The following is a 12,602-nucleotide window of genomic DNA, read 5'->3' as shown; positions in this document are numbered from 1 at the left end:
GTTTGCAGTCGGCCCGCCGCCCGCTAGAGAGCGGGTCCCGTCAGATCAAAGGGGGAGGACGACAATCGCCCAGCCACTGTTCCGCTACCGGACAGGGCCGGCACCCGTGACTTGGGGCCCAAAACGACTTAATCCCCTCCGTCCCCTTTTTCTTTCACACCCCTTCGCCCATCCGCTCCAGGCCGTCGCCGGCCAGGCGCAGGATCAGCTTCTCCAGCACCTGCTCTTCCTCGTCGCTCAGTACCGACATCAGCTTGCGGGTGATCTCGATCACCATCGGCGCGATGGTCTCGTACACCTCGAAGCCGGCCGCCGACAGGGCCAGCACCGAGCGACGGCGGTCGTCGCCATGGGTCTCGCGCTTGATGAAGCCACGCTCCAGCAGGCGGGCCACGGCGCGGCTGACTGCCACCTTGTCCATCGCCGTGCGGTCAGAGACCTCGCTGGCCGACGAGCCCGGGTACAGCGCCAGGATGGTGATGACCCGCCACTCGGGAATCGCCAGGCCGTAACGATCGCCGTATAGCTTGGCGATGTTGCCACTGACCCGGTTGGACAGCACGCTCAGCCGGTAGGGCAGGAACTGTTCCAGGTCGAGCAGGACGTGCGAGGCACGCAGGCGGGTCGAGGCGGGTTCGGGGCTCATGTTGCGGTGCACCTTGCTGGTGGTTTCAAGTGTAACTATAAGGGGTAGGTCCAGACCCTGCATTCTCGCCGGGTCCCTACCTGCCCGCACCTGGTTTGTACCGATGCGGTACCGATTCGGAGCCACGCCATGAATACCGCAGTCCCGACCGCCTCGCACCCCAACCCCGGCATGCAGGTCACCACCTTCGAGAACCCGATGGGCATCGACGGCTTCGAGTTCGTCGAATTCGCCGCCCCGGCCGGCCGTGGCCAGGAGCTGCACGAGTACTTCCGGAAGATGGGCTTCAGCGCGGTGCTCAAGCACAAGCAGCGTCCGATTACCGTCTATCGCCAGGGCGACGTCAACTTCCTGGTCAATGAAGACCCCGATTCGTTCGCTGCCGACTTCGCCGAAAAGCATGGTCCGTGCGCCTGCGGCTTCGCCATCCGCTTCAAGAAGCCGGGCCAGGAGGTCTACCAGACCGCGTTGGGCAACGGCGCCGAAGCCATCGCCTTCAAGCCGGACAGCAAGGCCGTCAACGCGCCGGTCATCAAGGGCATCGGCGACTGTATGCTGTACCTGGTCGACCGCTATGGCAGCGCCGGCAGCATCTTCGACGGCGACTACGAGCAGATCGCCGGCACCGACCTGCACCCGGTCGGCTTCGGCCTGACCTTCATCGACCACCTGACCCACAACCTGTACTTCGGCAACATGCAGCAGTGGTCGGACTACTACGAGCGCCTGTTCAACTTCCGCGAGATCCGCTACTTCGACATCAAGGGCCTGAAGACCGGCCTGGTGTCCAAGGCGATGACCGCGCCGGACGGCATCGTGCGCATCCCGCTGAACGAATCGTCCGACCCGAAGAGCCAGATCAATGAATACCTGGACGCGTACAAGGGCGAGGGCATCCAGCACATCGCCTGCTTCACCGAGAACATCTACGAAACCGTCGAAGCGATGCGCGCGCAGGGCGTGGACTTCCTCGACACGCCGGAGACCTACTTCGACGTGATCGACCAGCGCGTGCCGAACCACGGTGAAGACGTCGCGCGCCTGGCGAAGAACAAGATCCTGATCGACGCCGATCCGGAAACCCACCAGCGCAAGCTGCTGCAGATCTTCACCCAGAACTGCATCGGCCCGATCTTCTTCGAGATCATCCAGCGCAAGGGCAACGAAGGCTTCGGCGAAGGCAACTTCACCGCGCTGTTCGAGAGCATCGAGCGCGACCAGATCCGCCGCGGCGTGCTGTAAGGTCTGCAGGCAATGTCGGCCTCCCGCCGGCATTGCCTGTCCACATGGTAGTGCCGGCCGCTGGCCGGCAATCTCTGGAGTTTCCATGTCCACCGCCCTCACCGCCCGCGGCTACCAGTCCGGTTTCGGCAACGAATTCGCCACCGAGGCCGTGGCCGGTGCACTGCCGGTCGGGCAGAACTCGCCGCAGAAGGTGGCCCACGGCCTGTACGCCGAACAGCTGACCGGCACCGCGTTTACCGCGCCGCGCGGCAGCAATCGCCGCAGCTGGCTGTACCGGATACGCCCGGCGGTCACCCACGGCGAGTTCACCCCGTTCGCGCAGTCGCAGCTGCAGTGTGATTTCGGCGCACAGCCGGCCTCGCCGAACCAGCTGCGCTGGAGCCCGCTGCCGTTGCCGGAGCTGCCGACCGACTTCGTCGAAGGCCTGTACACCATGGGTGGCAACGGTTCGCCCGATGCGCACGCGGGTGTGGGCATCCATCTGTACGCGGCCAACCGCGACATGGTCGGCCGCTATTTCTACGACGCCGATGGCGAGCTGCTGATCGTGCCCCAGCTGGGCGCGCTGCGCCTGCTGACCGAGATGGGCGTGATCGAGATCGAGCCGCAGCAGATCGCGGTGATCCCGCGTGGCGTGCGCTTCCGGGTGGAACTGCCCGACGGCCCGAGCCGCGGCTACATCTGCGAGAACTACGGCGCGCTGCTGAAGCTGCCCGACCTCGGCCCGATCGGCTCCAACGGCCTGGCCAACCCACGCGACTTCGAGACCCCGCATGCGGCATTCGAGGACGTGGACGGTGACTTCGAGCTGATCGCCAAGTTCGAAGGCCGCCTGTGGCGCGCACCGATCGACCATTCGCCGCTGGACGTGGTGGCCTGGCACGGCAACTACGCGCCGTACCGCTACGATCTGCGCCGCTTCAACACCATCGGCTCGATCAGTTACGACCACCCGGACCCGTCGATCTTCCTGGTGCTGCATTCGCCCAGCGACACACCGGGCACCAGCAACATGGACTTCGCGATCTTCCCGCCGCGCTGGCTGGTGGCACAGAACACGTTCCGCCCGCCGTGGTTCCACCGCAACATCGCCAGCGAGTTCATGGGCCTGGTGCATGGTGCCTACGACGCCAAGGCCGAAGGCTTCGTGCCGGGCGGGGCGTCGCTGCACAACTGCATGAGCGGCCACGGCCCGGATGCACCGACCTTCGACAAGGCCTCCAATGCCGATCTGTCGAAGGCGGACGTGATCAAGGACACAATGGCCTTCATGTTCGAGACCCGCGCGGTGATCCGGCCGACCGCGCAGGCGCTGGCCGCCGGCCATCGCCAGGGCGATTATCAGCAGTGCTGGAACGGCCTGCGCAACAATTTCCGGCCGTCCCGCTAGCTTGGTAGGTGCCGACCTTGGTCGGCATGGATCCTGACCGTGTCCACGCATGGCGTGGATGATTCCCGACGGAACTGCGCTTACGCGGCTTCGGCGAAGGCGTCGCAATGCTCCAGCGGCAGTGCCTCCAGCAGGCGCTGCCGCACGCGCTGGCAATAGCCGTCCGAGGTCAGGCCGGGCAGCATCTGCATCGCCGACTGCAGCCGCTGCAGCACTTCGTCTTCCGCACGCGCCTGCTGCAGGTCGCGGAACAGCGCCGCCGCCTGCGGGTGGCGCTGCATTTCCAGGATGCCCAGTACATAGATGCGCGCGGCCACCAGCGAGCGGCGGCGTTCGACCGGCGCGGTGGGCGCTGGTGCGGGCGCCCTGGCCGTGACGGGCGTCGGGGCCGGTGGCGCAGCGGGTCGTGCGGCCGGTGCGGCGGGCGCCGGCAGCGGTGCTGTGGTCGGCCCGGTGTCCAGGTAACCGCTCTGCACCAGCTGGATCACCATGGCGGGCGCTTCCTGGCCGAGCAGGTCGGTCAGCTCGGCGACAGTGCGCTGGCCGTCGCACAGGATCAGCAGCCGGCGCTGGCGCATGTCCAGCGGCGCGCGGTGGGCCTGCAGCGCGGTTCGGGCGAGATCGGTCTTGCGCGGTTGCATGGAAGGGACTGGCGAGTCGGTGCAGGCCGAGCCTGAACGAAGGCGATGAAACCGCGATGACAATGCAGCGCCTGCACGCGCATTGCGCTAGCGTGCAGCCACCTTCGTGCCAGGGAACCGCACTGATGAAACACCTTCCGATTGCTGGTCTGATGCTCCTTTCGCTTACCGCCTGCAACGGTGGCTCCGACAAACAGGGCGCCGCGGGCAGCGGCAGTGACACGCCGGCGGAAACCGCTTCGGCAACCGGGCCGGCACAGTCGGCGGATCCGGATCTGGCCGCCCGCCCCGCCAATGACCTCCGGGCTGACAGCCCAGCGCGCCTGGACGGCTTCGCAGGCGCCAAGCTGGGCGCCAGCATCGCCGAGGTCCGCACGGGATTTGGAACGCCGCTGCAGGGGCTCGGCACCGATGCGGCCGGCAAGCCGCTGCCGGCCGACGACAGCAACGATGGCTGCTACTTCCTGCGTCCGCAGGACGCCGAGGATCCGCGCCTGATGATCGAAGGCCGCAAGCTGGTGCGCTATGACGTGCGCAGCGCCGCGATCATCGCACCGGGCGGCGGCAAGGTCGGCATGACCCTGGGCGAGCTGCAGGTGCTGTACCCCGAGCGCGCCGATGTCGGCCCTGACAAGTACGACGAGAAGGCCCAGCACCTGCGCGTGCGCCCGGTGCAGGAAGGCGATGCGGTGATCGACTTCGCGCTGGGTGCCGACGGCAAGGTCGGCGCATGGCGGGTCGGCAAGACTCCGCAGGTCGATTACGTGGAAGGCTGTGGCTGATCCTTGATCCACGGCCCAGCCACGCGCGCGGGGCCAGCGTAGAATCGCGCCACGACCGCTGGGGGAGTGCTCGATGATCGCCATTGCCATTGCCTGGTTCCTGCTCGGCCTGCTGTTGCTGGCGCTGGGCGGGGACTCCATCGTCAAGGCCGTGTCCGGCCTGGCCCAGCGCTTCGGGGCCAGCCCGTTCACCGCCGGCCTGCTGCTGCTTGGGGTGACCACCTCGTTGCCGGAACTGGCGGTCAACGCGCGGGCGTTGGCGGTCGGCCAACCGGAGCTGGCATTGGGTAATGCGGTGGGCAGCAGCATCGCCAACCTGGGCTTGACCCTGGCCCTGGCGGCGATCGCCGCACCGTTGCTGCTGCGCGCGCGCCTGCAGACGGTGCTGTGGTGGTCGCTGCTGGCGGCCGCTGCGCTGCTGATCCTGTTCGGCCTCGACGGCCGGCTGGTGCGCTGGGAAGGCGGCGTGCTGGTCGCCGGCTTCATCGTCATGCAGGTCGTGCTGCTGCGCCGGGGCGGCCGCGAGAGCGCCGAGGTGCAGGCAGCCATCGCCGAATCCGCGCTGAGCCGCACCAGCCTGCCGTTGAACATCCTGCGCGTGCTGATTGCCGCATTGACGCTGTACTGGGGCGCACGCCTGGTGGTCGGTGCGGCGGCTGATTTCGGAACCGCGCTGGGCTGGACGCCGTTGCTGGTCGGCCTGCTGCCGGTGGCCATCGGCACCGCATTGCCGGAGGTCGCCGCCGCCATCGCCGCCGCGCGTCGCGGTCATGGCGACATGGTGCTGGGGCATGTGCTGGGGTCCAGCGCGGTCAACCTGCTGCTGGTGATCGGCGCGATGGCCATGCTGCAGCCGCTGGCGCTGCCGGCCTCGTTCGTGCGCCTGGAACTGCCGGCGCTGCTGGCGTTCGCGCTGGTGCTGTACCCGATGCTGCGTGGTGACCTGAAGATCAACCGCGGCGAAGGCGCGATCCTGCTGGTCGCGTTCGTGGGCTGGCTGGCGCTGGAAGTGCTGCTGGTGGGCGCACCGGCCCTGTAGATCCACGCCATGCGTGGATGCGGTTGATTGTCTGTGCCGACCAACGGTCGGCACCCACCGGGCGTCACCCTGCCGGCCAGCGGCCGGCACTACCGTTTCTGTGTGGTTTCTTCTTCCCGCACCGGTTCCGGCGGCGGCAGCTGTTCCTCGGCGGCCGGTTCGTTGCCCGGCAGGCTGGGACGCTTCTCCATCAGCAGCGACAGCGCGGCCTTGGCCATCATGTGCGCGCTGATCGGCGCGGTGATGAACAGGAACACGGTGATCAGCAGCTCACGTGGCTGCGGGTCCTGGCCGAGGAAGATGTGGTAGCACACCGAACACACCAGCACGCAGCCCACGCCCAGCGTGCTGGCCTTGGTGGGGGCATGCAGGCGCTTGAAGAACGTGGACAGCTTCACCAGGCCCAGTGCCCCGACCAGGATGAAGAAGCAGCCGAACAGCAGCAGGATCGACAGGCCGATCTGGATCGCGGTGATCATTCGACGATGTCCCGGCGCAGCACGAACTTGCTCAGCACCACGGTGCTGCCGAAGCCGAGCATGGCGATGACCAGCGCGGCTTCGAAGTAGATCGCGGAGTTCAGGTACATGCCGAACAGCATCAGTTCGGCGATGGCGGTCACCGACAGGGTGTCCAGCGCCAGGATGCGGTCGGGCACGGTCGGGCCGCGCAGCAGGCGCCAGGTGGCCAGCAGCATGGCCAGGCCGACCACGTGCATGCACACCACCAGCGTGGTCTGGATGATCTGGAATCCAGTCATGGGAAGATCTCCATCAACGGGGCTTCGTAACGTCGCTTGATCGTATCGATCAGGTCCTGCGGATCCTCCAGGTGCAGCACATGCACCATCAGGAACCTGCGGTCGTCGCTGAGCACGGCCGAGACCGTGCCCGGGGTCAGCGTGATCATGCTGGTCAGTGCGGCGATCCCGTGGATGTTGGCGATGTCCAGCGGCAGCCAGATGAAGCCCGGGTGGATGTTCTTCTCCGGGCCCAGCACCTGGATCGCCACGCGGATGTTGGACATCAGGATGTCCCACAGGGTCACGCACAGCAGTTTCGGCAGCGGCCGCAACGTGCCGATGCGGGCGAACTCGCGGTCCAGGCGTGCGGCGAACAGGGGCACCACCACGCCCAGCACCAGCCCCAGCACGATCTGGCCGAGGGTGAAGCTGTCGGACATCAGCAGCCAGAACGCCACCACCATGATGCTGAGCATCGGCGAGGGAATGATGCGGCGGAACAGGGAGCGCTGGGCGGTCATGGCTGGCGGATCTCCGGCGTGGTCGCGCGCAGCTGCTGCACGTACTCGCTGGGGTGCAGCAGCTGTGCGGCGGTGGCGTCGGTGTAGCGCATCAACGGCGCGGCGGCCAGGGTCATGCCGATGCCGTAGGCCAGCAGGATGCAGGCGGCATACAGCTCGACCCGGCGCAGGCGTGCCTTGCGTGGCGGCGGCGCCTCCGGATCGACCGGCGGCACGCGCCAGAACAGGCGGATGCCGCCACGGGTCAGGCCCATGATCACCAGCAGGCTGCTGACCAGCACCGCGGTCCACACCGGGCCGGTGTACTGCGCCGGCATGCCGGCCAGCAGCGCCGCCTTGGCCAGGAAGCCGGACAGTGGCGGTAGGCCGGCCACCGACACCGCGCCGATCAGGAACAGCACCGCTGGCGTTTCCTTGCCCGGCATCGGCGCGACCACTTCCTTGCGGTCGCTGGCGCCACCGCGGCGGCGGCGGATCAGGTCGGCAATCAGGAACAGCGCGGCGGCGACGAAGCTGCTGTGCGGCAGGTAGTACAGGCCAGCGGAGAGCACCTGTGGCGTACCCACGGCGAAGGCGATGAACAGCGTGGCCGCCGAGACGATCACCAGGTACGAAATCAACACGCGCAGTCGGGTCGCGGCCAATGCACCCAGGCCACCCAGCACCAGCGTCGCCACACCGGCCCACAGCAGCCAGTCGCGGCCGTAGCCGGCCATCGCACCGGCGTCGTCGCCGAACCACAGCATCTGGATGCGCAGCACCGCGTACAGGCCGACCTTGGTCATGATCGCGAACAGCGCGGCCACCGCCGCTGGTGCACGCGAATAGGCTTCCGGCAGCCACAGATAGAGCGGCATCAGCGCGGCCTTGGCGCAGAACACCAGCAGCAACAGGCCCATCGTCGCCTTGACCAGGGTCAGCTGGGCTGGCGGCACCTCGGCGATGCGCTGCGACAGCTCGGCCATGTTCAGCGAGCCCAGCGAGGCATACAGCAGGCCCAGCGCGATCAGGAACAGGGTCGAGGCGGTGACGTTGAACACCACGTAGTGCAGGCCGATGCGCATGCGCAGGCCGCGGCCGCCGCTGAGCAGCAGGCCATAGGAGGCGATCAGCATCACCTCGAAGAACACGAACAGGTTGAAGATGTCGCCGGTCAGGAAGGCGCCGTTGAGGCCGACCAGCTGGAACTGGAACAGCGCATGGAAGTGCGGCGCGCGGCGGTCCCAGCCCGAGCAGGCATGCAGCAGGCAGGGGATGGCCAGCAGCAGGGTGGTCAACAGCATCCACGCCGACAGCCGGTCGGCCACCAGCGCGATGCCCAGCCGCGACGGCCAGTCGCCCAGCAGGTAGACGTTGATCTCACCGCTGCCGGTGGTGGCGAACAGCAGGCCCACCGCCAGGGCCAGCGCCGACAGCGAGGTCCAGGCCACCGCGCGCTGCACCCTGGGGCCATAGCGGCGGTGTTCGACGAACAGCGACAGCGCAGCACCCAACAGCGGAATCAGGATCGGCAGGATCACCAGATGGTTCATGCGCGGTCCTCGCCCTGGCGCGGCGAAATGCCCTCATCCTGCAGGTCGTCATCCGGCTCGTGGGCGTCCACGTGGTCGCTGTGGTTGTCGCTGCGGCTGCGCATGGCCAGCACGATGCTCACCGCGGTCATCGCAAACGCGATGACAATGGCAGTGAGCACCAGTGCCTGCGGCAGCGGGTCGGTGTAGTTGCCGAGGTGGCTGTCCACACCCTCCTGCAGTACCGGCGCCTTGCCCAGCACCACGCGGCCACCGGCGAAGATCAGCAGGTTGGTCGCATAGGACAGGAAGGTCATGCCGAGGATCACATCGAAGCTGCGCGCACGCAGCAGCAGGTAGATGCCGATGGCGGTCAGCACGCCGATCGCGGTGGCCAGGGCCAGTTCCATCAGTGCATCTCCCCGGTGCGTGCCGAACGGCGTTGCAGGTCGATCTCGCCCTTGCGGGCGATACGGGTGCGCGATGGCTTGATCGTGCCCATCATCGACAGCATCAGCATGGCGCCGCCGAACACCACCAGGTAGACGCCGATGTCGAAGCCGATCGCGCTGGCCAGCGGTACGTCGCCGATCAGCGGCAGGTGCAGATCGAGGTGGCCGCTGGTCAGGAACGGCACGCCGAACAGCATCGAGGCACTGCCACTGAGCAGGGCGATCAGCAGGCCCATGCCGATGCAGCGGATGTAGTCGAAGCCGAAGCGTGATTCCACCGACGCGGTGCCCTGGATCACGTACTGGATCAGCAGCGGCACTGCCAGCACCAGGCCGGCGATGAAGCCACCGCCCGGCGCGTTGTGGCCGCGCAGGAACAGGAAGATCGACACGGTCAGGGTCAGCGGGAACATGATCTGGGCCAGGTCGGCCGGCACCGGCAGCTTGATCGGCGGGCCGGGCATGATCTGCTCCGGTGCCATCCGCGTACGCCGCAGCAGCGCATGCACCACCAGCGCGGCGATGCCGAACACGGTGATCTCGCCGAAGGTATCGAAGCCGCGGAAGTCGACCAGGATCACGTTGACCACGTTCTGCCCATACGCCTCGGGCAGCGCCCGGCCCAGCAGTTCGCCGGCCATGGTGTTCGGCGGCAGGGTCATCGCCGAATAGGCCAGCGCGCCGAGGCCGCCACCGGCGAGGATCGCGATCACCGCATCGCGGCGCTTGCGCCAGCGCGGCCGCTCCGGCCCGGATTGCGCGGGCAGGTAGTTCATGCCCAGCAGCATCAGCACCAGGGTGACCATCTCCACCAGCAGCTGGGTCAGGGCCAGGTCGGGCGCGGACAGGAACACGAAGGTCAGCGCCACCATCAGGCCGACGCCGCCGACCAGCAGCACCGCCAGCAGGCGCTGCTTGTAGACGCGCAGGGTGGCCACTGCACAGGCCATCATCACCAGCCACAGCGCCCAGCCCAGCAGCGGGATCGGCTGCGGTGCGGTCCAGTTCGGCGAGGCCGGATTGGCCACGAACGGCGCCGCAGCGACCACGATCGCCACCAGCACCAGGCCCAGCAGCATGCGCTGCAGGCTGCCGTTGGCGATGCCGTTGGTCAGGCGCATGGCCAGCGCGGACACCGCATCCAGCTGTGCATGGAACACGTTGCGACCGGTGCTGACGTTGGTCACGCCGTGCAGGTTGATCAGCTTGCGCAGGCCGAAGTACAGCGCCACGCCACCGACCACGCCGATCGCGCTCATCGCCAGCGGCAGGTTGAAGCCGTGCCACACCGCCAGGCTGTACTCGGGCATGGCCGGGCCGAGAATCGAGGCAGCGGCGGCGTGCAGCACCGGTGCCACGGTCAGCGCCGGAGCCACGCCCACCGCGATGCAGATCACCACCAGCAGCTCCACCGGCACCTTCATCCAGCGCGGCGGCTCGTGCGGCACGCGATCCAGGTCGTGCGGGCCGGGGCCGAAGAAGGTGTCGTGCACGAAGCGCAGGCTGTAGGCCACGCCGAACACGCCGGCCAGCAGCGCGGCGATCGACACCGCCGTACGCATGATGCCCGGGCCGCCCGCGGTGATCGCTTCGGCGAACAGCATTTCCTTGGACAGGAAGCCGTTGAGCAGCGGAATGCCGGCCATCGCCAGCGAGGCGATGATCGCCAGCGCACTGGTGAACGGCATCAGCCTGCGCAGCCCGCCCAGCTTGCGCATGTCACGGGTGCCGGTCTCGTGGTCGATGATGCCGGCGGCCATGAACAGCGAGGCCTTGAAGGTGGCGTGGTTGAGGATGTGGAACACGCCGGCGACCACCGCCATCGGCGTGGACAGGCCGAACAGCAGGGTGATCAGGCCCAGGTGCGAGATCGTCGAATAGGCCAGCAGGCCCTTCAGGTCGTGCTGGAAGATCGCGTTCCAGGCACCGATCAGCAGGGTCAGCGCGCCGATGCCGCTGACCGTGTAGAAGAACAGGTCGCTGCCGGCCAGCGCCGGGTGCAGGCGCGCCAGCAGGAACACGCCGGCCTTCACCATGGTGGCCGAGTGCAGGTAGGCCGAGACCGGGGTCGGTGCCGCCATCGCGTGCGGCAGCCAGAAGTGGAACGGGAACTGCGCACTCTTGGTGAAGATGCCGGCCAGCACCAGGAACAGCGCGTAGGGGTACAGCGCGCTGGCGCGGATCTGCTCGCCGGCAGCCAGCACCACGTCCAGGTCGAAGCTGCCGACGATGCGGCCGATCAGCAGCACGCCACCGAGCAGGGCCAGGCCACCGCCGCCGGTGATCACCAGCGCCATGCGCGCGCCCTCGCGGGCGTCCTGGCGGTGCGACCAGAAGCCGATCAGCAGGAACGAGCTGATGCTGGTCATTTCCCAGAAGATCATCAGCAACAGCAGGTTGCCCGACAGCACCATGCCCAGCATGGCGCCCATGAACAGCAGCAGGTAGCAGTAGAAGCGGTGCGCGCTGTCCTGCTGGCTCAGGTAGTAGCGCGCATACAGCACCACCAGCGCGCCGATGCCCAGCACCAGCCCGGCGAACATCCAGGCCAGCCCATCCAGGCGCAGGGTGAAGTCCAGGCCGATCTGCGGCAGCCAGGGCACCATCGTGCGCACCAGCTGGCCATCGAGCACGGACGGGGTCAGCCAGCCGAGGATGGCCAGCCCGCCCAACGGCGCCAGCGCCGCCAGCCAGGCAGCAGTCGAGCGCGAACTACGGGGGAAGGCCGCAACGGCCGCTGCCATCAGGAAGGGCAGGGCCAGCAGCAGGGGCAGGCTGGGGAGCATGCAGGGAATCCATGATTCACGAGCAGGTCAGGGAGGATAACAGGCTGCGAAATGTCGCCGAAACCCATCGAACAGCGATCAATTGCATGTAACGTCCGCTGATTCATCTTTTTTGCGGCGCAGCATCACGTTCCTGCATCACCTCCCCGGTTGCCCTCGGGGGACACCCTACGCCCGCGCAGGGAGACCGCAGGCCCTGTCGCACAGGGGCTGCCGTCGACGGGCGGGACGTGGGGAGCGGTTCACCGGCGCAGGCTGGCAGGGCCGCCGTCGAGTGCGGGTGACGGAACCCGCCCGTTCAGGAAACGACGACCGCCGCCGGCCACCGGCCCCTCAGTAGCGCCAGTCGAGCCTGCGGTAGAACTTGGCCATCACCCAGGCCGGGCCGATCAGCAGGTAGGTCAGGTCGGTCAGGAAGCTGGGCTTGCGGCCCTCGAACTTGTGGCCGATGAACTGCGCGATCCAGGCCACCACGAACACGCCCACCGCCAGCCAGAACAGGTTGTGCAGGCCGATCTCGGCCTCCAGCAGGCGGCACAGGCAGCCGAACACGAAGAACTGGATGAGCATGCCGATGCCCAGCGGGCGCGACAGCTTGTTGTAGAAGCACCAGGCGCTGAACATCGCGAACGCCGACCAGATGCCGTACTGGAACCAGGTGATCAGCGGCGGCAGGCACCACAGCAGGGCCACTACCGACCAGAGGATGGCGGGCACCGCCACCACATGGATGCGCTGGTTGATCACATTGCGGTGGTCGTCGGAGTAGCTGGCGAAGTAGCGGTCGATCGGCCGCGCAAGCTGGGTGGTGGTCTGCATGCTGCGTTGCTTCCTCGGACAACGGTAG

The 12,602-nt window shown here is 67.6% G+C and carries 13 protein-coding genes; 4 read left to right on the top strand and 9 right to left on the bottom strand.

Annotated elements, in window-relative coordinates; genetic code table 11:
- Positions 1 to 154: 154 nt before the first annotated feature.
- Positions 155 to 646: a MarR family winged helix-turn-helix transcriptional regulator gene (locus K5L94_RS20440; protein WP_053451008.1), complete on the bottom strand. Its 492-nt coding sequence runs from the start codon at positions 644 to 646 to the stop codon at positions 155 to 157.
- 129 nt (positions 647 to 775) lie between these two features.
- Between K5L94_RS20440 and hppD the strand changes: the two genes are divergently transcribed.
- Both hppD and hmgA read left to right on the top strand, forming a co-directional pair.
- A complete protein-coding gene (gene hppD, locus K5L94_RS20435) occupies positions 776 to 1,888 on the top strand; it encodes a 4-hydroxyphenylpyruvate dioxygenase (protein WP_008264994.1) in 1,113 nt (370 codons plus the stop codon).
- 85 nt (positions 1,889 to 1,973) lie between these two features.
- A complete protein-coding gene (gene hmgA / locus K5L94_RS20430; RefSeq protein ID WP_274511257.1) occupies positions 1,974 to 3,281 on the top strand; it encodes a homogentisate 1,2-dioxygenase in 1,308 nt (435 codons plus the stop codon).
- 80 nt (positions 3,282 to 3,361) lie between these two features.
- Here hmgA and K5L94_RS20425 read toward each other — a convergent pair whose 3' ends face one another.
- A complete protein-coding gene (locus K5L94_RS20425; RefSeq protein ID WP_053451006.1) occupies positions 3,362 to 3,922 on the bottom strand; it encodes a hypothetical protein in 561 nt (186 codons plus the stop codon).
- A 125-nt stretch (positions 3,923 to 4,047) separates the two neighbouring features.
- Between K5L94_RS20425 and K5L94_RS20420 the strand changes: the two genes are divergently transcribed.
- Positions 4,048 to 4,704 carry a hypothetical protein gene (locus K5L94_RS20420; protein WP_274511256.1) on the top strand — a complete coding sequence of 219 codons (657 nt, stop codon included), beginning with the start codon at positions 4,048 to 4,050 and terminating at the stop codon, positions 4,702 to 4,704.
- 73 nt (positions 4,705 to 4,777) lie between these two features.
- Positions 4,778 to 5,743 carry a sodium:calcium antiporter gene (locus K5L94_RS20415; protein WP_274511255.1) on the top strand — a complete coding sequence of 322 codons (966 nt, stop codon included), beginning with the start codon at positions 4,778 to 4,780 and terminating at the stop codon, positions 5,741 to 5,743.
- Between the two features lie 89 nt (positions 5,744 to 5,832).
- On the opposite strand, the gene K5L94_RS20410 is transcribed toward K5L94_RS20415, so the two are convergent.
- From K5L94_RS20410 to K5L94_RS20380, 7 genes are all read right to left on the bottom strand, one after another.
- Positions 5,833 to 6,222, bottom strand: coding sequence for a Na+/H+ antiporter subunit G (locus K5L94_RS20410; protein WP_008266226.1), 390 nt, complete (start codon positions 6,220 to 6,222; stop codon positions 5,833 to 5,835).
- Positions 6,219 to 6,503, bottom strand: a complete 285-nt coding sequence (locus K5L94_RS20405; protein WP_006399171.1) for a K+/H+ antiporter subunit F — start codon at positions 6,501 to 6,503, stop codon at positions 6,219 to 6,221. The genes K5L94_RS20410 and K5L94_RS20405 overlap by 4 nt, the downstream gene beginning before the upstream one ends.
- Positions 6,500 to 7,006 carry a Na+/H+ antiporter subunit E gene (locus K5L94_RS20400; RefSeq protein WP_274511254.1) on the bottom strand — a complete coding sequence of 169 codons (507 nt, stop codon included), beginning with the start codon at positions 7,004 to 7,006 and terminating at the stop codon, positions 6,500 to 6,502. Before K5L94_RS20400 ends, K5L94_RS20405 begins: the two co-directional genes overlap by 4 nt.
- Positions 7,003 to 8,538, bottom strand: coding sequence for a monovalent cation/H+ antiporter subunit D (locus K5L94_RS20395; protein WP_274511253.1), 1,536 nt, complete (start codon positions 8,536 to 8,538; stop codon positions 7,003 to 7,005). Before K5L94_RS20395 ends, K5L94_RS20400 begins: the two co-directional genes overlap by 4 nt.
- Positions 8,535 to 8,927, bottom strand: a complete 393-nt coding sequence (locus tag K5L94_RS20390; RefSeq protein ID WP_006474204.1) for a Na+/H+ antiporter subunit C — start codon at positions 8,925 to 8,927, stop codon at positions 8,535 to 8,537. Before K5L94_RS20390 ends, K5L94_RS20395 begins: the two co-directional genes overlap by 4 nt.
- Positions 8,927 to 11,755 carry a monovalent cation/H+ antiporter subunit A gene (locus K5L94_RS20385; protein WP_053451000.1) on the bottom strand — a complete coding sequence of 943 codons (2,829 nt, stop codon included), beginning with the start codon at positions 11,753 to 11,755 and terminating at the stop codon, positions 8,927 to 8,929. Before K5L94_RS20385 ends, K5L94_RS20390 begins: the two co-directional genes overlap by 1 nt.
- A 333-nt stretch (positions 11,756 to 12,088) precedes the next feature.
- Positions 12,089 to 12,574 (bottom strand): Mpo1 family 2-hydroxy fatty acid dioxygenase, encoded by a 486-nt coding sequence (locus K5L94_RS20380; protein WP_053450999.1) that lies wholly within the window; start codon positions 12,572 to 12,574, stop codon positions 12,089 to 12,091.
- Between the last annotated feature and the right edge of the window lie 28 nt (positions 12,575 to 12,602).

The sequence above is a fragment of the Stenotrophomonas forensis genome (assembly GCF_028752115.1).
Classification (GTDB): domain Bacteria; phylum Pseudomonadota; class Gammaproteobacteria; order Xanthomonadales; family Xanthomonadaceae; genus Stenotrophomonas; species Stenotrophomonas forensis.
Note: the sequence above shows the minus strand (reverse complement) of the source record. Positions and strands in the feature narration are given on the sequence as shown.